The following is a 21,272-nucleotide window of genomic DNA, read 5'->3' on the forward strand; positions in this document are numbered from 1 at the left end:
TTTTAACCGGAAACACATGGACTATAGGCAAGTAGGCGATTCTGATTTACATATTTCTGTCATCACATTTGGTGCGTGGGCGGCCGGGGGGTGGATGTGGGGCGGCACCGAGCGGAAAGACGCTGTCAATGCCATCAAGGCTTCCTACAATTTGGGCGTAACGTCTATCGACACGGCTCCTATTTACGGCCAGGGCACCAGTGAAGAAATTGTCGGCGAAGCGATCAAAGATATTCCCCGCGATAAAGTACAGATTTTGACGAAATACGGGATGCGCTGGGACGTAGCGAAAGGCGATTTTGGCTTCAAGAGTCAGGACAACGCCGGTCATCCGATTGATGTTTACAAATACTCCGGCAAAGAAAGCATTATTAAAGAATGCGAAAACAGCCTGAAACGGCTCGGCACCGACTACATCGATCTGTACCAGATGCACTGGCCTGATAAAACTACCCCTATTGAAGAAAGTATGGAGGCTGTACTCCGGCTGATTGAACAGGGGAAAGTACGGCAGGCGGGGGTTAGTAATTACACAGTAGAACAGATGCAACAAGCCGAAACGGTCTTGTCACTGGCCGCCAATCAGGTTCCATTTAGTATGCTCAATCAAAGCATTAATGAAACGTTGGTGCCCTACTGCCTCGCTCATAAAAAGGGTATTCTGGCCTACAGCCCAATGGAAAGGGGCCTGCTTACTGGCAAAATAAAACCCGGTCATCAGTTTGCCGAAGGCGATCATCGGGCTGGGTATCGTTTCTTTAAAGAGCAAAATATCGTACAGACCGACGATTTTCTGGAAAAACTGAAGCCGTTGGCCGATGAGAAAAAAGCCAGCCTTAGTCAACTGGTAATTCGCTGGACGATTGAACAGTCTGGCATCACGGCAGCTTTGGTGGGTGCCCGCAATGCAGAACAAGCCATTCAAAATGCGAAGGCAATTAACATTACCCTTGCCGGAGATGAAGTAGCATTTATTAATCAGAACCTGCAGGTTCTGGAGCTGGTCTAAGGAACAATCTGGTTATTGGCTTAGTAATAATAATAAGCGATTGCTGAACCAATAACCAGACTACGTTATGTTTATCCTCGTCCCGTCATTCGGGTCAATTTCAATAGTTTTTGGGACACTTCTTCCGTCAGTTGATCGGGCTGTAAGCGCCACTGCCAGCTCCGGCCACCTAAACCCGGTGTATTCATGCGGCCTGTTTCGTCGAGATTCAGTACGTCCTGCATGGGCAAAATAGACAATCTGGCTACAGATTGCATGGTCAACCGGCAAATCTGATCCACTACGTTCTCTTCCGTAATCTCGATGCCGAGGTAGTCGCTCATTCGCTGGCGATGCTCTTCATCCGACTCGCGGAACCAGCCCAGAGTCGTGTTGTTATCATGCGTTCCGGAATAAACCACGAAATTTTCGGCGTGGTTATGCGGAGCGTAGGTCGATGTGGGCAGGTCTTTTCCAAAGCCAAATTGTATTACCCGCATTCCGGGTATACCATAATGCCGTAGAAAAGGCTGAATATCAGCTGCTTTTGCTCCCAGATCTTCCGCAATAATAGGCAATTGGACAAACTGGCGGTGCATGGCATGCATGAACGCTTCAATCGGCGCTTTTACCCACTCACCAACTTTTGCGGTGGGCTCGCTGGCGGGGATTTCCCAAAAGACAGCGAATCCCAGGAAGTGGTCTAACCGAGTCAGGCTGTACAACGACATCTGGTGCCGTAACCGACGCATCCACCAGGCAAAGCCGGTTCGTTCGTGCTCATCCCAATCGTAAATTGGATTTCCCCACCGCTGACCATACTCGCTGAAATAATCGGGGGGAGCTCCGGCAACAAACAAGGGTTGAAAGTTTTCGTCAAGTTTAAACAGGGTTGGATTGGCCCAAACATCGGCGCTATTGAACTGGACGTAAATCGGAATATCGCCCATGAGGTGAATCTTCCGTTCGTAGCAGTAGGCGGTCAATTCATTCCACTGCTTCATAAAGAAATACTGAGTCACCTTTACGATCTCAATATGGTGCCTTAGCTTTTCTGTCTGCTCAGCCAGGGCGATTGGATCGCGCCGAACGATCTCGGCAGGCCAGCGTAGCCAGAAGGGTTCACCCGTTTCTTCCTGCAACGTAGTGAATAGGGCGTAATCGTCGAGCCAATCGGCCTGCCAGGTACAAAACCGTTCATAATCACTACGTTGGGCTATTGTCGCGTTGGCCAGGAAGTTTTCAGCGGCTAATTGCAATAAAGGGCGCTTTTTTATCCAGGCGGCATGCAGCGTAGAGGGAGCCAACACCAGCGGCCCCGCCAATATGGGGCTTACAGTATCCCCCGATACGGTCGGCGCTTCGCTTATAGTTACGTCCTGAACGGGCTGTTCATTGAAAACATCCAGAAAATCAGGGCTTAAAAAATTATCATCCACCAGTTTTTCCAGGCTGATCATCAGTATGTTGCCGGCAAAAGCGGATGGGCTACTGTAAGGTGAAAAACCGGCACCGGGGTCGACGGGGGTAAGGGGAAGAATTTGCCAGTACGTTTGTTTGGCGGCTTCCAGGAAATCAGCAAATCGATACGCTTCGGGACCTAAATCGCCAACACCATGCGCAGAAGGGAGGGATGTGATGTGAAGTAATATACCACTTGAACGTTGTTGTAGCATTTATTCTATCGTTACGTGAATGAGTCGATAAGTTAATACCTATTTGGTGAGAAAGCTTGCTACTAATTTTGTTGTTTTTACCCACCGGTCTATTAAAGGTCCTGTTAACCGACCGACTACGTTTTGTACAAATCCGCCCGGACCCTCTTTTGTTTACCTTTTATCGTAAAAAGCTTATTGCCAAACGCATTCCATTACTAATCAGGCGCAAAATGACTGAGCTGTTCCTTGACCTTACGCTGTTTTTCTCCTACTTTTGCAGTCCCAAACAATGGGCAACATTTCAATAAAGCAACACCACATACAAATGATTACGGCAAAGGCAGTCAATACCGGTAAGATTACTCAAATAATCGGGCCAGTTGTGGACGTGAGTTTCGAGGGTGAAAATATGCGGATTCCCGCTATTCTGGACGCTCTCAAAGTAACCAAAGCCAATGGGCAACAGGTGATTCTGGAAGTTCAGCAACACCTTGGCGAAGACCGCGTTCGGACTATCGCAATGGATTCTACCGATGGACTGTACCGGGGTATAGACGTTGTTGACCTGGGCCACCAGATCACGATGCCCACCGGCGAAGGCATCCGGGGCCGGCTTTTCAACGTCGTCGGCGACGCTATCGACGGTATCCCTCAGCCTAAGACTACGGGTGTTGGCTTACCAATTCACCGCGCTGCGCCTAAATTTGAAGATCTCGCTACGTCGACGGAAGTACTGTTTACCGGTATTAAAGTTATTGACCTGCTGGAGCCTTATGCGAAAGGCGGTAAAATCGGTCTCTTCGGTGGTGCTGGTGTAGGTAAAACCGTATTGATTCAGGAATTAATCAACAACATTGCGAAAGCCTATGCGGGTCTGTCCGTATTTGCTGGCGTAGGGGAACGTACCCGTGAAGGAAATGACCTGCTACGTGAAATGATCGAAGCGGGTATTATCCGTTATGGCGATGCGTTCAAGCATTCAATGGAAGAAGGCGGCTGGGATCTAACCAAAGTAGATATGGCGGAAATGACCCAAAGCCAGGCAACGTTCGTATTCGGTCAGATGAACGAGCCACCGGGAGCCCGCGCTCGGGTAGCTCTGTCGGGTCTGACCATTGCTGAACATTTCCGCGATGGCGATGGCGAAGGGGCTGGTCGTGATATTCTGTTCTTCGTTGACAACATTTTCCGTTTCACGCAGGCAGGTTCTGAGGTATCGGCGCTTTTAGGCCGTATGCCATCAGCGGTAGGTTACCAGCCTACGCTGGCTACTGAAATGGGTGTCATGCAGGAACGTATTACATCGACCAAACGGGGTTCCATTACGTCGGTACAGGCCGTTTATGTACCTGCCGATGACTTGACCGACCCAGCTCCGGCTACGACTTTCGCTCACTTAGATGCCACGACCGTATTGAGCCGCAAAATCTCTGAGCTTGGTATCTACCCTGCGGTTGACCCACTCGATTCTACCTCGCGGATTCTAACGGCCGAAGTACTGGGCGACGAGCACTACAACACGGCTCAACGCGTGAAGGAAATTCTTCAGCGCTACAAAGAATTGCAGGATATTATTGCCATCCTGGGCCTGGAAGAATTATCAGAAGAAGACAAACTGATCGTAAGCCGTGCCCGTCGGGTACAACGCTTCCTGTCGCAGCCGTTCTTTGTGGCCGAACAGTTCACCGGGTTGAAAGGCGTTCTGGTTCCCATCGAAGATACGATCAAAGGATTCAACCAAATCATTGATGGTAAGTACGATCACCTACCCGAAGCGGCATTCAACCTTGTCGGTACGATTGAAGATGCGGTTGCCAAAGGCGAACGGTTGCTGAAAGAGTCCGGTCAATAAGATTTTTAGCTATGGTTCACGGTTATCTGTTAACGCTACAAATACCGTGAACCATAGTTTATGGTACAAACGGACCTTCCTCGCCCAAGTCTGCTACATCATGAACATAACACTACGTTTTTATGAAAATGATCCGATTTAGTGTAGGAATGGCCTGTTTGTCAATTAGTTTTTTGATGGCAACGGCAACAGATGCGTCATCACAAACGGCAACTACTTCGGTAGCCAAGCCAACGGTGATTGGTGCGATTAAGGACTCTGCTATCACACCGGGCGTATCGGCAACGACGCAAGCCGCGGATTCGCCGGATGCTCACTTAGACAATGCGGTGGCTGCGCTCAACAAAGGAGACAAGGCCACTACAACGCAAGAATTACAAACAGGTATTGCTGGGCTGGAAGCTGCTGCCCAGCAGAAACCTACGTCGTTTAAAGACAAATTGCTGGCGCAGGCTAGCAAACTTAAGGCGCTGCTTCCCCTCATTCCAACGGGGGCTTTAGGGAGTGGTGTTTTAGGGAAAGCCGTTAGCCTGGCAAAACTCGCTTCGGGTGGCAATCAGCTTGAAGGCCTCCTAACAGCAGGCTCATTGTTGGGTAAAGGCAGTCAGCTAACTAGCGGTTTGTCAGGGATTGGCAGTGCTTTGTCCAGCCTTGGTGGCGGCACGCAATCAACGGGCAAATCTTTGATTTCGAAGGCGCTGGCAAGCGTAAGTAAATTAGATCAGGGTGGGTTAGTAGCTAAAGCCGCTGAACCAGTAGCAAAAACTGAAATTAGTAGCCTACTTAATTTAGTTAAAGGAGCCTTGTAAAAAATGATGAGTGATAAATTATGAATGATTTTTACAGCAGGCATTCATAATTTATCACTCATCATTCATCATTAGATAACATGACCGTAGACATTATCACTCCCGACCGCAAGGTCTTTTCTGGCGAAGCCAGTGCCGTTACGTTTCCAGGCAGTGAAGGCCAGTTTCAAGTATTAAACAACCACGCTCCGTTAGTGAGCACCCTTGACCGTGGATCTATTATTGTACAGACAACCTCTGGTCAACAAACGTTTACGGTTGATGGTGGCGTTGTGGAAGTGCTGCAAAATAAAGTGCTGGTACTTGCCGAAGCGGTAATTGTTTAAACAACCTCTCTTATTGCTAAAAGCGATTCACTTTATACAAGTGGACCGCTTTTTTTATGGCTGGTTTATGCGTTCCAGCTTTCTTTGTTACTTACCCAGCCATCAACATGACTACTAAACCATTTATCGTCGGTATTACAGGCGGCAGCGCGTCCGGCAAAACATCGTTCTTGAAAGGCGTACTCAATGCGTTTACGGAAGATCAGATTTGCCTGATTTCGCAGGACAATTACTACCTCAGTCGTGATGTCATCCCCGTGGATGATCAGGGCATCCATAACTTCGATTTACCGGAAACAATTGATCATCACCTCTACGCGCAACATATTGGCAAGCTACGTAACGGTGAGATGGTTACGCAGATGGAATACACCTTCAACAACCCCTCGATTGTACCCAAGTTATTGACGTTTCACCCGGCGCCAATTATCATTGTTGAGGGCATATTTGTTTTTCACTTTCGCGAGCTGGCCGACCAAATGGATTTAAAAATCTTCATCGACGCCAAAAACAGCATCAAACTCGAACGACGCGTAAAACGGGATGCCGAGGAACGTGGCTACGACCTTGATGATGTCATGTATCGCTGGAAATATCATGTCAAACCCACGTATCGGCAATTTATAAAGCCCTACCGCGCCGAAGCAGACATCGTCATTCCGAACAATAACCACTATTACAAAGGTCTGAATGTAGTTATTGAGTTTTTGAAAACGAAGGTATAATGTAGTGCGGGCGGAAGCTCACACTACGTTAAATTTCAATCACGACTCCATCACTTTCTGGGTAACCGGTGCAGGTCAGTACCCAACCTTCCCGTAGATCACGCTCCGTCAGTACGTCGTTAATTGTCATATGCACGCTTCCAGCCGTGCAGCGAGCGGCACAGGTTGAACAACGGCCGCCCCGACAGCTATAGGGCAACGCGATACCTTCGTCCAAAGCAGCCTGGAGAATAGATTTGTAAGCCGGAACCTGAATTTCAACCTCATGTCCGCGAAAACGTAGCAGCACCGTTCGGTCTTGTGCCAGGGCAGGCGGAGGTGCTAGAAAGACTTGTTCCACAACGAAATTCTCACGACGAATCTGCTCCAGCCGAAAGCCGCTAAAAATGAGTGTAAACTGAATCATTCGCATATAATCGCCCGGTCCGCAAACGTAAAAATGGAGTGTTTGCCCGTTAGAGGTGCCAACCAAATCGGGCAACAGTCGTTCGAGCATTACGTTATTCAAACGCCCGCGCAAGCCATGCCAATCCTCCGATGGACTACTCAGTAAATACAGAAGGCGAAAACGGTCCGGAAATTGATGGTGCAGCGTTTCTAATTCCTCCCGGAAAATAATAGCTCGTTCACCAGGACTGCTATAGAGCAACGTAACCCGTCGGTCTGATTCAGTAAATAGTACCTGCTTTAACAAAGAAAAAAGCGGAGTTATGCCACTTCCCGCGCCCAGGAAAACCAGATCTCCAGGTTGATTGTCATCAAGTGTAAACCGTCCGGCAGGATATAGACTTGTTAACACATCGCCAACACGTAGTGTAGCAAGCAGGTAGCGCGAAATTTCTCCATTTTCAAGCCGTTTGATTGTCAATCGCAGTGGTTCACCCGGCATAGAACTAAGCGAATACGATCGACGTACCTCATGACCATGATGGGTTAAGATCAACGTTAAAAACTGGCCTGCACGATATGAGACAGGTTTCCCATCTAAAGGCTCAAGGAAATAGCTGTTAGCCTCAGGAGTCTCAGAGACAATTCGAACAATGCATAGCTGGAGAAAATCGTCACTCATGACCAAATCTACTTTATTTCTAAATTAACCAAATACGGGCTATTGTTTGAAAGCCCGAAAGGTTTCCTGAAATTCGCCCCGCGTGGATTCGCCCCGCCGGTTCGCCGATATAATGGATTCGTCTAATCAGCGCGTTGATTTCCTCAACAACTACATTGGCCGATATAACTAACGTAGTGACATTTTGCCGTCATTCGTTGTTTCATTAACAAACACCAAGTCTTAACTAATGGAAGCACTCCTGGAAGAAGTTCAGCGCGTGGGTTACGTCAACAAACCCGTTGCCGACGACATAGATTTAGTTGCCGAAATTAATCGGCTCAAGAAAGAAAAAAATGCTGTTATTCTGGCTCACTACTACGTAGATGGCGCTATTCAGGACATCGCCGACTATATTGGTGATAGTCTTGGTCTAAGCCAGCAGGCGGCTGCTACACCCGCCGATATGATTGTATTCTGCGGAGTGCATTTCATGGGCGAGACGGCAAAAGTGTTATCACCAGAGAAAAAAGTAGTTATTCCCGATCTCAACGCGGGTTGTTCACTCGCCGACTCGGCCCCAGCCGATAAGTTCGCGGCATTCAAGGCACAATATCCTGATCATATTGTTTTGTCATACATCAATTGCTCGGCCGAAATCAAGGCGTTATCTGATATTATCGTTACGTCGTCAAACGCCCTGAAAATTGTTGAGAGCCTGCCAAAAGACCAAAAAATAATCTTCGCACCTGATGCCAATCTGGGGCGCTTCGTCTCGAAAAAAACGGGACGGGAAATGGTGTTATGGGATGGTGCCTGCATTGTTCATATCGACATTTCTCTCGAAAAACTGCATAAGTTGCGGGTACAATATCCCGAAGCCAAATTCATTGCTCACCCCGAATGCCAAGAGCATATTCTGAGTGAAGCTGATTATGTTGGTTCGACAACGGCTTTACTCAAATACGTAGTGGATAGCCCTGAACAAACGTTTATTGTGGGGACGGAAGCAGGAATTCTGCATAAGATGAAGCAGGCGGTTCCACATAAGAAAATCATTCCGGCCCCGGCTAGCCAGAACAATACCTGCGCCTGTTCGGAATGCCCCTATATGAAGATGAACACTATGGAGAAGGTCTATAACGCCATGCTGTACGAACAACCGGAGATCATTGTACCGGAAGACGTGCGTGTAAAGGCGTATGAGTCTGTAGCGCGAATGCTGGAATTGAGTAAGTGATAACAAATCAAAAAATCATGAACTGGCGAGATAGTACCAAGTCGTTCTGTTCAACAAACTAATCAATGCCCCATCAATTCGATTTTCTGGTTATCGGCTCCGGTATCGCGGGCCTGAGTTACGCCACCAAGTTGGCTATGCACTTTGAAGAGTTGCAGCAAGAGGTACGTATCGGTGTCATTACGAAGGTGCAGGCCGACGAAACCAACACCAAATACGCTCAGGGGGGCATCGCGGCTGTCTGGTCGGAAGATGACTCGTTTGAGAAACATATCGAGGACACCATGATTGCGGGCGATTTCCTAAGTGATCGTCACATTGTTGAAATTGTGGTCCGTGAAGCGCCCGGTCGGATTCAGGAGTTGATTAATTATGGTACCCGCTTCGACAAAGAACATGGCGGGACCGATTATGACCTTGCTAAAGAGGGTGGTCACTCCGACTACCGGATTCTTCATTTCAAAGATATTACGGGCGCTGAAATTGAGCGAGCCTTACTGGAAAAGGCTAACTCCCTGAAATCGATTGAAATTTTCACCCATTTTTATGCTGTAGAACTCATTACGCGTCACCAGCTCGGCGAAACCGTTCACCGCTATGACTCTGACAATAAATGCTTTGGCGCTTACGTGCTGAATACAAAAACAGGGCAGGTCGAGCAGTTTTTGGCAAAAACCACACTGCTGGCAACGGGCGGTATTGGCAACATTTACCAGAACACGACGAATCCCAGCATTGCCACGGGCGATGGTATTGCGATGGCGTACCGCGCTAAAGGTATTGGCAAGGATATGGAGTTTATCCAGTTTCACCCAACGGCGCTCTATGAACCGGGCAAGAAACCCAATTTTCTGATTTCAGAAGCAGTACGTGGTTTTGGCGGCATACTACGTACCAAAAAGGGCGAGACATTCATGGAAAACTACGATCCTCGCCTATCGCTTGCTCCACGCGATATTGTGGCCCGCGCTATAGATTCGGAGATGAAAAAGGCCGGCGATCCCCACGTTTACCTGGACGTGACTCACTGCGACTACGAAAAGTTTATTGAGCATTTTCCAAACATAACTGCCTATTGCCGAGACCATTTGGGACTAGACATTCGGAAAGACTATATTCCAGTTGTGCCGGCACAGCATTATTTATGCGGGGGCATTCGGGTTAATGAATGGGGACAAACAAATATTCAGTTTCTATATGCTGTGGGTGAGTGCTCGTGCACAGGCCTACATGGGGCCAACCGACTGGCTTCCAACTCATTACTCGAAGCTGTAGTATTTGGACATCGGGCTTATGAGAAAACTGTTGAACTGCTTGGTCAGGCATCTTTGCCAGAGAATATCCCTGCCTGGAATGATGCGGGTACGACTCATCCGGAGGAACTGGTTTTAGTAACCGAAATGAAGAAAGAATTAGAGTCGATCATGTCGAACTACGTTGGCATTGTGCGCTCAAATCGGCGCCTGAAACGAGCCATGGACCGACTCGAACTTATTTACCTAGAGCACGAAGAGCTTTACCGCCAGTCGAAAGTATCGGTCCCCATTTGCGAACTACGTAACATGATTGAAGTTGCTTACTTAGTTATCAAGATGGCCATGGCTCGGCGAGAGAACACAGGTTTACATTTTAACCTGGATAATATGAAGTAGTATAATGGATTAAACTTTCAATACGTTTACAAGCCAGTCTTATCAATATAATGATGATAGCGCAGGAATAAGTAGCTTTACCCGCCAAAATTCAGCTTTCTAGTAATAGCGAAAGCTAATAAAAGCAAGACCTGGTTTTTGGATAAAGTTTCGAAGAATAAGCTGACTATCATGAACCAGCAAGACATTATCGACTTCATCAACCAAAGCGATAGTCCTAAAATAAAATATGCGTTTACCGATATCGACGGGGTTCTACGCGGTAAAATCATTCACCGACAGAAATTTCTGGACGGCCTGACCGATGGCTTTGGCTTCTGCGATGTCGTTTGGGGATGGGATTCGTCGGACATGCCCTATGATAACGGGAAAACTACGGGCTGGCATTCCGGGTATCCGGATGCTCCGATACGTATCGACGTGTCCACCTTTCGGCAGCTTCCCTGGGAAGACAATATCCCGTTTTTTCTGGCTGACTTTAGCCATGATCTACATGATAAGCCCATCAGCTATGGCTTAGCTGCCTGTCCGCGTAGTCTGCTCAAACGGGTTGCCACCCAATGCCAGGAAATGGGCTTTCATGCCGAATTTGCTCAGGAGTTCGAGTGGTTTAATTTCCGCGAAACGCCACAGACGTTACAGCAGAAAAACTTTCAGCAACTAGAACCGCTGACGCCGGGCATGTTCGGTTACTCGATCCTTCGTCCTTCACTCGAAAGTGCGTTTTACCACGATTTGTTTGATTTGTTAGGTCAATTCGATATACCGTTGGAAGGGCTTCATACCGAAACCGGACCGGGTGTTTACGAAGCCGCTATCATGCACGACGAGGTTGTTCGCGCAGCTGACAAAGCTGCTTTGTTCAAAACTGCCGTTAAAGAAATTGCCTACCGACACGGCGCGGTTGCTACGTTTATGGCCAAATGGAACGCCGATCTGCCAGGATGTAGTGGACACATTCACCAAAGTCTGTGGAATCTGGAACAGACCGAAAACCTGTTTTACGACGCTGCTCAACCCAACCACATGAGTAAATTGATGCGGCAGTTCATAGCTGGACAACTGTATTGCCTGCCACATATTACCCCCATGTTTGCACCAACCATTAACAGCTATAAACGCCTGATCGAAGGCGCCTGGGCTCCAACAACCATAACCTGGTCGGTAGATAATCGGACAACGGCACTTCGGGTATTGAACCACAAGGAAGCTTACACGCGTGTTGAACACCGTGTGTCGGGAGCTGATACCAATCCGTATCTAGCGCTGGCAGCTTCGCTGGCTTCAGGTTTATATGGCATTCGGCACCAGCTAACGCTCGATATACCCGCTTCTGAGGGGAATGGTTATACGGATAAGCGAAATGGCATTTTACCAACAAATCTGGATGAGGCAACGCGCTTGATGGCCAATTCACCAATAGCAGCTGAACTGTTTGGCGCTGAGTTTGTTGACCATTTTACGCGCACCCGAGATTGGGAATGGCGTCAGTATCTACGCCAAGTCAGCGATTGGGAATTGAAACGATATTTTGAAATTATATGACTGGTTTTAGGTATTCAGTATTTGAGATCCGGTTGGTTGGCAGCCCTGGTGAAGCGGCATGACATTATTGTGACATCAGTCAACCGAATCTCAACATACCGAATACCCAAACCGAATACCGATCATGCGTTTAGTCGATTACCCTACTATAATAAAAAAAGCCTGGGCGGAGTTTGATGCGTCCGTGCAGATTCAAACAATTGAAGACATCAGCGCGCGGGTTTCAACCAACCATGTCTTTAAAGTTACGTTTGAGGACGGCGAACATATTATTGCCAAACTGTCTTATTTCGGTAAATATGAGCAGTTTCTGGAAGATCATCAGGTTATACACGCGCTAGCGAACAACCTTCTCTATCCCTTTGAGAACGTACTGGCAAAATCGTTGGTACGCAATGGGCAGGTTTACACGTATCGTCACCGGGACGGGTTTGTTGATGCCTGGGTAGTGTTTTACAACCCAATTCGTATTCAATTAAAACTCCCCCGTCGATTAGAAGAGCATCATATCCAGATGCTGGGAAGACAGATAGCCAAATTTCACAAAGCCTGTTCCCGCGTTAGTACCGTCTTACCTAAATCCAGTAAAACGTTACGTTCGGACATTTGGGATTTGCTCGACCTGCTCGACACGGAGGTTGGCCAGTTTGAGCATAGGTTACACATAGAAGAGTTGAAGCGGCAGTGTGAGTTATTCTTGGCGAACCGCCAGAAACTCGTGGCTGGCACGGTAGAAACAATGCCTGTTTTTGTCGATTGGAACATCGGCAATTTCTCTGTCACTCAAAATCTCGAACTCTATTCTCGCTGGGACTATGACTGGTTTCGAATCAGTTATCGGGTCATGGATTTCTATTTTTTCAGTAGGGTCGTCTCCAACGCCGGTGACCGTACCGTATTTAGTTACGTGATTGGTCCATTAATGGAAGATCGATTTCTATTATTTTTGAAAGAGTACCACAAGATTTTTCCACTAACCGAAAACGAAATTCGCTTCCTCCCCGAGGCCTATCGTTTTTTCATTCTCAACTACGTTATAAAATACGGCCGGTATTTTTTCCACCGAACGTATGCTACCAAACTTCAACGCGAAGCCTACGAGATATACTTTCCATCGATTGAAAAATTTGATATAAGAGTTATTCTGAAAGCACTGGATATATAGATTAGTCGGCGGCTAGATCGAGCATGAGCCGCCAAAAGCGCGGCTATTTTTACTAGAAGAGATCCGGGAAAGTGACGGAAGTACCATACCAAAATTGTATGAGCTTTCTAAAAATCAGGCGTTCAGTGTGGCCTTAGGCTACGCTTGCAGCCGCGAAGACGCAAGAGAGACTACACAGGAGATATTTACAGTGATTTTTTGGGTCGGCAGGTACGTTCAAGGGCGATGCCAAATAATTTCCAGCAGCATACATATCACCGTGGGCTGTGTGACTAACGATAACTTCCCTTGCTTTACTCCTGGAGTTCAGCTAGCAGGCTATTAATAAAACTACGTTAGCAACTCAGGCTGTAACGACCGACTTGACTACGTTGTTTGTTGCTGCCATGCAGCTCTACCCAGCCAATAGTGAACCATGCGGTCTATGGAGCGGGCCCAACCATCGGTTTTCTGATCATACGTCCACAACAACTGGTATGGACAGTACGCCGATCAAAGATTCTTTCTCTCTCATTTTTAGCCAAAGTGTGGGTTCACAAGCAATACTTTTGAGCACATTCCTCGTCATAATCTCATTTTTAAGCATTTATAGATTTCATTCGGGTGAGGAGTCAAATCCCATTAACATTAATCTTGCCATGAATAGATTACAAACTATTACTGCGTTTAGCGGCTTAACTTTAGCCTTGTGCTTAACAATTGTCGCCTGTAATAAAAGTGACAATAACGTATCGCCTACAACAGGTACAACTACGGGCACAACCAGTTCGACAGCAACAACCAGCACGACCGCGTCTGTTGGAACAGGTGTGCCTGATGTATTCAAAAAAATTTATGGGGCCTCCCAGATTTATGTGGAAGGGGATTATATCGTTGTCAAATCAACGGGACTGCCCGATCACAAAACACCTTATTATAAAGGCACTCAGTGGGAGTCAACCCTTTATGTAGCTGATACTCGTTCTGGTTTCAAGGCAAACACAAACACCATTTCTTCGTTTAGCTATACCTTTAAAATTCCAAAGAGCCCGGCGGTGGCAGCTACGCATAAGGCGTTATCAGCTGCTACCATTGGAGTTGCTATCAACGGCGTACCGTTATTCAATCAGTATCAGATGGAGAACCAGTTACTGACGCCGGGCGCTGGCGAATATGTTTCCTTTGATCTGTATGGTGGTCATCCTACCCCTTTCAGCGAATACCACTATCACATTGAACCGAACTATCTGACGGCTACTAAAGGAAGCAGTAGTTTGATAGGCTTTTTGCTAGATGGCTTCCCATTATATGGATCAGTCGAAAATGGAAAAACACTGGTCAGTAACGATCTGGATGCTTACCACGGCCATACGAGCGCAACCGCCGATTATCCAAATGGAATATATCATTATCATACCACAGCAGACGCGCCTTACATCAACGGAAATGGCTATTATGGCACAGCAGGGACCTGGTCTAAGTAAGTTGTTACTTTGGTTGCTGGCAGGCATGTGTAGTGCTTGCCAGCAACCAGCCGAATCGCTTAACTACATTGATGCCAGCCACACTCAGATTCAAACCCAGGAAGGCATTAATTACATTCAGGACAGACCCATTTTGGGAAGCCTCTTTTCGATCGATGTGCAAGGCGATACTGTTTTCATCATACCTTTCGTAGAGGGAAAAGAAAACGGTAGAGCAACATTTTTTTACCCTAAAAAACGACTTCGTGAAGAGCGTTTTTTTGTGAATGGCTGGAAAGAAGGCACCCATCGAGGCTGGTATGAGAATGGAAAGGCCATGTTTGAGTACCATTTCCACAACGACATGTTTGAGGGTAGCTATAAAGAATGGTTTCCAAACGGCAAACTCTTTCGGAATATGAATTATGAAAAAGGACAGGAGTCTGGTATTCAGCAGAGTTGGTACACAACGGGGAAAATAAAAATGAACTATATTATTAAAGACGATAGGCGCTACGGGTTACTGGGCACTAAAAACTGCAAAAATGTTTCAGACAATATCTTTTAAAAGTAGTTTACTGACTATTGCTCTTCTTTCGATAGGCTGTCAGAAAGAACCCAGCCAGCAGTATTTACCTTATTATAACACCCCCAATTTCACACCCATTTTTATTGAAAATAAAAGTGAACTGCCCTCGAAGGTTCCCCATACCATCCGTAATTTTTCGTTCAAAGATCAGGACGGCGCACTCATTAGTCAGAAGGATATTGAGGGAAAAGTACACGTAGCTGATTTTTTCTTCACTTCCTGCGGAGCAATATGCCCCCGTATGACCAGACATATGAAGCTGGTTGAAAAGGCATTCCCGAACAACACTAATCTGCTCTTACTTTCCTATAGCGTTACACCCTGGATTGATAGTATAGCTCGGCTGAAAGCTTACAGTCAAACGAACAGTATCCGATCTAAAAACTGGCATTTGTTAACCGGAGATAAATCCGCTATTTATCAATTAGCCCGGCAATCTTATTTTGCGGAAGAGGAACTGGGGTTCAGCAAAGACAGCACTGAATTTCTACACACGGAGCATTTCTTACTCATCGATCAACAAAAGCGCATCCGTGGCATATATAACGGAACTCTTGAACTTGAAATGCAACAGCTTATTAACGATATTCGGATCTTACTTCGTGAAAAGTAGTTGAAAATTCGGCTTGGATCGTATTTTTACATATAATCTACCTATATCCATAGGTTATACTACTTTTTCTTTTTTATGCAACTTGCCGAGTTCAAAACCGTAGCGTCTGATTACAAAGTCATTTTTTTCGATGCGTTTGGTGTTTTAAAAAATTCGGAGGGTTTATTGCCGGGTATTGAACATACATTTGACTGGCTTCGAGAAAACGGAAAAGATTTTTATGTGCTGACGAATGACGCATCGCGCGGACCTCACGAATTAGCTGAATCATATTACCGACAAGGCTTACGGGCAATTCCACCCGAAAGGATTATTTCCTCAGGCATGTTGGCCCGGGAATATTTAGATCTCAAAGTACGTAGTGGCACGGTAGCTTACCTGGGCACCGAGAAATCAGCTCATTATCTAGAAACAAGTGGCCTGAAAACGCTACCGATCAGTCAGGTAGACCTTAAGGATGTAGCGGATATTAACGCCTTAGTTTTGCTCGACGATGAAGGTTTCGACTGGAATACCGACCTCAACAAAACGGTTAATCTTTTACGTAAGCGTAACATTCCAGTGATTGTAGCTAATACTGACGCCACTTATCCTGTCTCCAAAAGCCGGATCGCGATTGCTATAGGGGGTGTTGCGAAAATGATTGAAACCATTGTTGGCAAGCAATTTATTCGCTTTGGCAAGCCTGATGCTCAGCTTTTTATGTTTGCTTACGAGCGATTGGAGAATGCATCCCACGTGAGTAAACAAGATATTTTGATGGTGGGTGATACGTTAAAAACCGACATTTTAGGCGGCAATAAATTTGGCCTGGACACCGTGCTGGTATTAACCGGTAACACCCAACCACAAGATGCAGAAGTTCTAATCAGAAGTACGGGCATTATTCCTACTTATATTTGCAAATCAGTTGTGATTCGTTAGCTACATTTAGTAGTAGATCACAATTGATTAATGATGCAACGAAGTTCATCTTTAGCGTATAATACAATCAAATTCTACGTCTTAACGATTCTCTTTCAGTTTCTGAATACAGCCATCGGACGCCCACTACACCAATATAACTAATTGACTATCTGAATTTTAATTAGAATTCAATATCCAGTCCAGATGATTTATACTCTAAAAAATTGTTTGATAATACAAAGGTAAATACGTTTCTTTGCGCAGTTTTTTAACTCCAACGGACTACTATAATGTCGGACATTGCACAAAAAGTTAAGAATATCATTGTTGAGAAATTAGGTGTTGAAGAGTCAGAAGTGACTCCGGAAGCAAGCTTCACGAACGATTTGGGTGCTGATTCACTCGACACGGTTGAGTTAATCATGGAATTCGAAAAAGAATTCAACCTCCCTATTCCTGACGATGAAGCCGAAAAAATCTCTACGGTTGGTCTGGCTATCGAGTATCTGGAGAAACACATCGGAAAGTAAGCCCTTACGGAACAGTAAAGTCCGGTGGTAAGCTAGCTGCTGAAAGTCGCCCAAAGCTTATCACAATTAGAGAGCCATCAAGTACGTAGAAATCAGCGCCAACAATTTTAGGCTCGGCGTTGTTTTTCTATTTTTCATTACGCAGTCAAACTGTATGACATTCAAACGAGTAGTAGTGACCGGCCTCGGTGCGTTGACACCCATCGGCAATGATGTACCCACTTATTGGAACAACTTGGCCGCCGGTGTAAGCGGGGCCGGTCCCATTACGAAGTTCGACGCCAGCAAGTTTCGTACACAGTTTGCCTGCGAATTAAAAGGGGTTGAGGTTACTCAGTTTATTCCAAGGCAGGAAGCCCGTAAGATGGACGCGTTTACGCATTACGCGCTCATCGCCACCGACGAAGCCATTAAGGACGCGAACCTAAACCTCGACACAATCGACAAAAATAAAGTCGGCGTCATTTGGGGCTCAGGTATTGGCGGTCTAAAATCGTTTGAGGACGAGATGATCGATTACGCCAAAGGTGACGGCACACCCCGTATCAATCCATTCTTTATTGTTCGAATGATTGCCGACAGTGCCTCTGGACAGATTTCCATGCGCTATGGTTTCCGCGGTACCAACTACGTAACAGTTTCAGCCTGCGCGTCGACAAATAATGCAATTATTGACGCGCTGAATTATATACGCCTGGGTCGTTTGAACATGTGCGTTGTGGGAGGCTCAGAAGCAGCCGTTACACGGGCAGGCATTGGTGGATTTAATGCTAACCGTGCCTTGTCGGAACGTAATGCTTCGCCAGAAACAGCTTCTCGCCCTTACGATAAAGACCGTGATGGCTTTGTGCTGGGCGAAGGAGCGGGATCACTCATCCTTGAAGAATATGAACATGCTCAATCTAGGGGTGCAAAAATATACGCTGAATTAATTGGCGGAGGCATGTCGTCTGATGCCTATCACATAACAGCCCCCCACCCTGATGGTTTAGGTGCGTTTTTGGCTATGCAAGACGCGCTGAATGACGCAGGCATTGCCCCTACTGACATCGATTACATCAATACCCACGGCACATCAACACCGATTGGTGACCCGCAGGAATTAAAGGCCATCCATCAATTATTTGGCGAGCATTCATTTAAGCTGAATATTAGCTCGACCAAATCAATGACGGGTCACTTGCTGGGAGCGGCTGGTGCCGTTGAAGCAATCGCCTGTATTAAAGCGCTCGAAAATCAACTAGTACCGCCAACAATTAATCATTTCACGGACGACGACGAAATTGACCCTCGCTTTAATTTAACATTCAACACGGCTCAGACACGCTCTATAACAACCGTGATGAGTAATGCATTTGGATTTGGAGGTCATAACGCCATAGTCATTTTTCGTAAACTTAGCTGAGTCGTGCAACTCGCTCTGCCCCGTAGTTTATATAATCCCTTTAGTTGGTTCCGAACCGGCAATTCTGGTTCGCATAAGAGCCTACGTCGTTCAATCGCTCATATAATTGGAGCACGACCCTCTAATTTAGGTTTGTATCAACTTGCACTACGCCACACGTCAGCATCTAAGGCAACAGCTATTGAGGGGTTTCGGGAATCAAACGAACGGCTGGAGTATTTAGGCGACGCCGTGTTAGGTATGGTCATTGCCGAGTTCCTCTTCAAAAAGTATCCTTACAAAGACGAGGGATTCTTAACAGAAATTCGCTCTCGAATCGTAAACCGGGAAACCTTGAATGGTATTGCCCGAAAGATTGGCCTCGATCAACTAATTGAGTACGACGGAAGCCGGACACGTAGCTTACCCGCTCGTACGTCTATGTATGGCGATGCGCTCGAAGCGCTGGTGGGTGCTGTGTATCTGGATAAAGGGTTTCGTTTCTCCCGTCGATTTATTCTAAAAGATTTATTAGCGCATTACGATATTGAATCGGTCGTACAGAACAACGGTAATTTCAAAAGCCGTTTGATTGAATGGGCACAACGTGAAGGCAAGGAGATCCGTTTTGAAATCGTATCAGAAAAGGGTAATAGCCACTTCCGTGAGTTTATAGCACAGGTCATAGTTGGTAACGAGCCCTTTGCTACGGGCAGTGGTTACAGTAAGAAAAAAGCTGAACAAGCAGCTGCCGAGAAGGCTATTGAACTACTCGACAACAAGTAGTAGACCGCTTTCACACACTTTGCCACCTCTCTTCACCAATTTATACCGGTAAATGTACTGGTTGGCCTCTCTTGACGCAAACCTGGCACTTCAACTAAGTAAATTGTGTCATATTTTCGTTTTAATAATTCAGTAGCCCTTCTAAGCGCCATTCTGACATAAGTCGCCCGATTTTATTTGTTTATACTGCCAAAATGCCGTTATTGAGGTGATTCATACCGTTGGTATAAAAATTGAAAATAGCTTACATAGATTGCGGCTAGACGGTCGTTTTACTAGTATTTTCAACTTAGGAAGCGATCTAACAAAGGCTTGTTAAATTTTGTTAAGGACGCACACGAGCCGGATTTTTAGAAGCTGCTTTCCGTTATACAAACAGACGAAATAAGCAGTATTAACACAAAAAGAAAGCAATTAGATTTTCCCATTTAACTATGAAAAGCAACTGGAAATTATTGGCGTTGATGGCACTTCTGTCGAGTGCAATAACGCTGGCTGCTTACAACCTGTTGGGCTTCAACAATAGGGATGTAATTTTTAACGAGTCGTCACCAACCCCGACGATTACGGGACGTCTGGCATCAATGCCGGGTGGGCCTAATGGTATGCCAGGCGATTTTTCTACGGCAGCAGAAGCCGTAACGCCAATGGTTGTTCATATTCGCACGACAATGACCCGTACGGTTCGTCAGCAGCAAATGCCTGATATTTTTCGGGAGTTTTTCGGCGATGAGTTTGGCGGTGGTCAACGACAACCCCGTCGTCAACAGGGTCAGGCCTCTGGCTCGGGCGTAATTATCAGCAAAGACGGTTATATTATCACGAATAACCACGTTGTTCAGGATGCCGATGAAGTAGAAGTCATCATGACTGACAAACGTAGTTTCAAGGCTAAAGTAATCGGCACGGATCCACTTACGGACTTAGCCGTTATCAAAGTCGATGCGAATAACCTGCCTTTTATTACACTTGGCGACTCTGATGCACTGAAACTGGGCGAATGGGTATTGGCCGTTGGTTACCCGCTTGATCTGGAATCAACGGTTACAGCCGGTATCGTTAGCGCCAAGGGTCGTCGGATTGGTATTCTTGATCAGAACATAAGCAAAACTGACGCTAAGCCAGATTCTCCTGTCGAAGCTTTCATACAAACAGATGCAGCTATTAACCCAGGTAATTCAGGTGGTGCGCTAGTAAATCTACGCGGTGAATTAGTCGGTATTAACTCGGCAATTGCTTCCGCAACGGGTTATTATAGTGGCTATGGTTTCGCAGTACCTGTATCACTTGTCAAAAAAGTATCGGCGGACCTTCTTAAATATGGTAACGTACAACGCGGGTATATAGGCATTTTGCCAATCGAGTTGAACAGCACTGTAGCCAAAGAAAAAGGTGCTAAAGTGGGCCGTGGTATTTACGTAGAAAACGTTGTTGAAAAAGGTGCTGCTGAAGCTGCTGGTCTGAAAAAAGGTGATGTTATTGTAAAAATGGAAGGCCAGGTTCTTGATTCAGATGCTCAGATGCGTGAAATTATTGGCCGTCGTCGTCCGGGTGATGCAGTTACAGTAACAGTTAACCGGGATGGTACGGAACGTGACTTTAAGGTCGAACTACGTAATCGCAACGGCGGACGGGATATTATCAAAAAGACAGATGTTGTAGAAGCAAGTGCTTCATTGAGTAGCCTTGGAGCAAGCTTCGAAGAGCTTTCTGCTCAGGACGCTAAACAGCTAGGTATTGGTGGTGGTGTTCGAGTGAAGAAGATCACGGGTGGTAAGCTAGCTGAAACAGATGTTGAAGAAGGCTTTATCATCGTGAAGGCGAACGGCAAAAACGTTAAAACAACGAAGGATTTGCAGGCGATTATGTCGTCGGTAAAAGAAGGTGAAGGCTTAATGCTGATTGGCATGTATCCTAACAGCTCGCGGATGTATTACTACGCAGTGCCTGTTTAAGTACGTTAAAATTGCTATTTTATTAATGAAAGCGTCGGGTCTTAAGCCCGGCGCTTTTT

General features: G+C 46.3%; 19 protein-coding genes. 17 read left to right on the plus strand and 2 right to left on the minus strand.

Annotation, left to right across the window (positions count from 1 at the left end; translation table 11 throughout):
• The first annotated feature begins 16 nt into the window (after nt 1–16).
• A complete protein-coding gene (locus tag ACYVEA_RS27785; protein WP_461116687.1) occupies nt 17–1,009 on the plus strand; it encodes an aldo/keto reductase in 993 nt (330 codons plus the stop codon).
• A gap of 71 nt (nt 1,010–1,080) precedes the next feature.
• On the opposite strand, the gene malQ is transcribed toward ACYVEA_RS27785, so the two are convergent.
• Complete coding sequence (malQ, locus tag ACYVEA_RS27790; RefSeq protein ID WP_461116688.1) at nt 1,081–2,664, minus strand: 4-alpha-glucanotransferase; 1,584 nt, start codon at nt 2,662–2,664, stop codon at nt 1,081–1,083.
• A 307-nt stretch (nt 2,665–2,971) separates the two neighbouring features.
• Here malQ and atpD point away from each other — a divergent pair, with 307 nt between their 5' ends.
• The 4 genes from atpD (at nt 2,972) to udk (ending at nt 6,358) form a co-directional block, all read left to right on the plus strand.
• On the plus strand, nt 2,972–4,498 hold the full coding sequence (atpD, locus tag ACYVEA_RS27795) for a F0F1 ATP synthase subunit beta (protein WP_461116689.1): 1,527 nt from the start codon (nt 2,972–2,974) through the stop codon (nt 4,496–4,498).
• 122 nt (nt 4,499–4,620) lie between these two features.
• Nucleotides 4,621–5,307, plus strand: a complete 687-nt coding sequence (locus ACYVEA_RS27800; protein ID WP_461116690.1) for a hypothetical protein — start codon at nt 4,621–4,623, stop codon at nt 5,305–5,307.
• 80 nt (nt 5,308–5,387) lie between these two features.
• Nucleotides 5,388–5,633: an ATP synthase F1 subunit epsilon gene (gene atpC, locus ACYVEA_RS27805; RefSeq protein ID WP_093825441.1), complete on the plus strand. Its 246-nt coding sequence runs from the start codon at nt 5,388–5,390 to the stop codon at nt 5,631–5,633.
• Nucleotides 5,634–5,740: 107 nt separating this feature from the next.
• Nucleotides 5,741–6,358 carry a uridine kinase gene (gene udk, locus ACYVEA_RS27810; protein ID WP_461116691.1) on the plus strand — a complete coding sequence of 206 codons (618 nt, stop codon included), beginning with the start codon at nt 5,741–5,743 and terminating at the stop codon, nt 6,356–6,358.
• Nucleotides 6,359–6,386: 28 nt separating this feature from the next.
• Here udk and ACYVEA_RS27815 read toward each other — a convergent pair whose 3' ends face one another.
• A complete protein-coding gene (locus tag ACYVEA_RS27815) occupies nt 6,387–7,427 on the minus strand; it encodes a 2Fe-2S iron-sulfur cluster-binding protein (RefSeq protein ID WP_461116692.1) in 1,041 nt (346 codons plus the stop codon).
• A 229-nt stretch (nt 7,428–7,656) separates the two neighbouring features.
• Between ACYVEA_RS27815 and nadA the strand changes: the two genes are divergently transcribed.
• The 12 genes from nadA (at nt 7,657) to ACYVEA_RS27875 (ending at nt 21,213) form a co-directional block, all read left to right on the plus strand.
• On the plus strand, nt 7,657–8,646 hold the full coding sequence (gene nadA / locus ACYVEA_RS27820; RefSeq protein ID WP_461116693.1) for a quinolinate synthase NadA: 990 nt from the start codon (nt 7,657–7,659) through the stop codon (nt 8,644–8,646).
• 65 nt (nt 8,647–8,711) lie between these two features.
• Entirely contained in the window at nt 8,712–10,298 is a 1,587-nt protein-coding gene (nadB, locus tag ACYVEA_RS27825) for an L-aspartate oxidase (RefSeq protein ID WP_461116694.1), read from the plus strand.
• Between the two features lie 171 nt (nt 10,299–10,469).
• The gene (locus tag ACYVEA_RS27830; protein WP_461116695.1) at nt 10,470–11,843 is read left to right on the plus strand and encodes a glutamine synthetase family protein; all 1,374 of its coding nucleotides are present in this window, start codon (nt 10,470–10,472) and stop codon (nt 11,841–11,843) included.
• A 124-nt stretch (nt 11,844–11,967) separates the two neighbouring features.
• Nucleotides 11,968–13,008: an aminoglycoside phosphotransferase/kinase family protein gene (locus ACYVEA_RS27835; RefSeq protein WP_461116696.1), complete on the plus strand. Its 1,041-nt coding sequence runs from the start codon at nt 11,968–11,970 to the stop codon at nt 13,006–13,008.
• A gap of 638 nt (nt 13,009–13,646) precedes the next feature.
• On the plus strand, nt 13,647–14,471 hold the full coding sequence (locus ACYVEA_RS27840; RefSeq protein ID WP_461116697.1) for a YHYH protein: 825 nt from the start codon (nt 13,647–13,649) through the stop codon (nt 14,469–14,471).
• Complete coding sequence (locus ACYVEA_RS27845) at nt 14,383–15,018, plus strand: toxin-antitoxin system YwqK family antitoxin (RefSeq protein WP_461116698.1); 636 nt, start codon at nt 14,383–14,385, stop codon at nt 15,016–15,018. Before ACYVEA_RS27840 ends, ACYVEA_RS27845 begins: the two co-directional genes overlap by 89 nt.
• Nucleotides 14,996–15,652 carry an SCO family protein gene (locus ACYVEA_RS27850; protein ID WP_461116699.1) on the plus strand — a complete coding sequence of 219 codons (657 nt, stop codon included), beginning with the start codon at nt 14,996–14,998 and terminating at the stop codon, nt 15,650–15,652. The genes ACYVEA_RS27845 and ACYVEA_RS27850 overlap by 23 nt, the downstream gene beginning before the upstream one ends.
• Before the next feature lie 75 nt (nt 15,653–15,727).
• Nucleotides 15,728–16,576: a TIGR01459 family HAD-type hydrolase gene (locus ACYVEA_RS27855; protein WP_461116700.1), complete on the plus strand. Its 849-nt coding sequence runs from the start codon at nt 15,728–15,730 to the stop codon at nt 16,574–16,576.
• 272 nt (nt 16,577–16,848) lie between these two features.
• Nucleotides 16,849–17,088: an acyl carrier protein gene (locus tag ACYVEA_RS27860; protein ID WP_018617787.1), complete on the plus strand. Its 240-nt coding sequence runs from the start codon at nt 16,849–16,851 to the stop codon at nt 17,086–17,088.
• A 154-nt stretch (nt 17,089–17,242) separates the two neighbouring features.
• Nucleotides 17,243–18,493 (plus strand): beta-ketoacyl-ACP synthase II, encoded by a 1,251-nt coding sequence (fabF, locus tag ACYVEA_RS27865; protein ID WP_461116701.1) that lies wholly within the window; start codon nt 17,243–17,245, stop codon nt 18,491–18,493.
• Nucleotides 18,494–18,496: 3 nt separating this feature from the next.
• Entirely contained in the window at nt 18,497–19,258 is a 762-nt protein-coding gene (gene rnc, locus ACYVEA_RS27870; RefSeq protein WP_461116702.1) for a ribonuclease III, read from the plus strand.
• 434 nt (nt 19,259–19,692) lie between these two features.
• A complete protein-coding gene (locus ACYVEA_RS27875; RefSeq protein WP_093825423.1) occupies nt 19,693–21,213 on the plus strand; it encodes a Do family serine endopeptidase in 1,521 nt (506 codons plus the stop codon).
• The last annotated feature ends 59 nt before the right edge of the window (nt 21,214–21,272 follow it).

Source organism: Spirosoma jeollabukense, from assembly GCF_054777855.1.

Coding starts and splice junctions, on each gene's coding strand:
- ACYVEA_RS27815 (WP_461116692.1), bottom strand. CDS start 7,427: ATGAGTGACGATTTTCTCCAGCTATGCATTGTTCGAATTGTCTCTGAG.
- ACYVEA_RS27835 (WP_461116696.1), top strand. CDS start 11,968: ATGCGTTTAGTCGATTACCCTACTATAATAAAAAAAGCCTGGGCGGAG.
- ACYVEA_RS27800 (WP_461116690.1), top strand. CDS start 4,621: ATGAAAATGATCCGATTTAGTGTAGGAATGGCCTGTTTGTCAATTAGT.
- ACYVEA_RS27785 (WP_461116687.1), top strand. CDS start 17: ATGGACTATAGGCAAGTAGGCGATTCTGATTTACATATTTCTGTCATC.
- ACYVEA_RS27855 (WP_461116700.1), top strand. CDS start 15,728: ATGCAACTTGCCGAGTTCAAAACCGTAGCGTCTGATTACAAAGTCATT.
- ACYVEA_RS27850 (WP_461116699.1), top strand. CDS start 14,996: ATGTTTCAGACAATATCTTTTAAAAGTAGTTTACTGACTATTGCTCTT.
- atpD (WP_461116689.1), top strand. CDS start 2,972: ATGATTACGGCAAAGGCAGTCAATACCGGTAAGATTACTCAAATAATC.
- nadB (WP_461116694.1), top strand. CDS start 8,712: ATGCCCCATCAATTCGATTTTCTGGTTATCGGCTCCGGTATCGCGGGC.
- atpC (WP_093825441.1), top strand. CDS start 5,388: ATGACCGTAGACATTATCACTCCCGACCGCAAGGTCTTTTCTGGCGAA.
- nadA (WP_461116693.1), top strand. CDS start 7,657: ATGGAAGCACTCCTGGAAGAAGTTCAGCGCGTGGGTTACGTCAACAAA.
- udk (WP_461116691.1), top strand. CDS start 5,741: ATGACTACTAAACCATTTATCGTCGGTATTACAGGCGGCAGCGCGTCC.
- ACYVEA_RS27830 (WP_461116695.1), top strand. CDS start 10,470: ATGAACCAGCAAGACATTATCGACTTCATCAACCAAAGCGATAGTCCT.
- malQ (WP_461116688.1), bottom strand. CDS start 2,664: ATGCTACAACAACGTTCAAGTGGTATATTACTTCACATCACATCCCTC.
- ACYVEA_RS27845 (WP_461116698.1), top strand. CDS start 14,383: ATGGAATATATCATTATCATACCACAGCAGACGCGCCTTACATCAACG.
- fabF (WP_461116701.1), top strand. CDS start 17,243: ATGACATTCAAACGAGTAGTAGTGACCGGCCTCGGTGCGTTGACACCC.
- ACYVEA_RS27860 (WP_018617787.1), top strand. CDS start 16,849: ATGTCGGACATTGCACAAAAAGTTAAGAATATCATTGTTGAGAAATTA.
- ACYVEA_RS27840 (WP_461116697.1), top strand. CDS start 13,647: ATGAATAGATTACAAACTATTACTGCGTTTAGCGGCTTAACTTTAGCC.
- ACYVEA_RS27875 (WP_093825423.1), top strand. CDS start 19,693: ATGAAAAGCAACTGGAAATTATTGGCGTTGATGGCACTTCTGTCGAGT.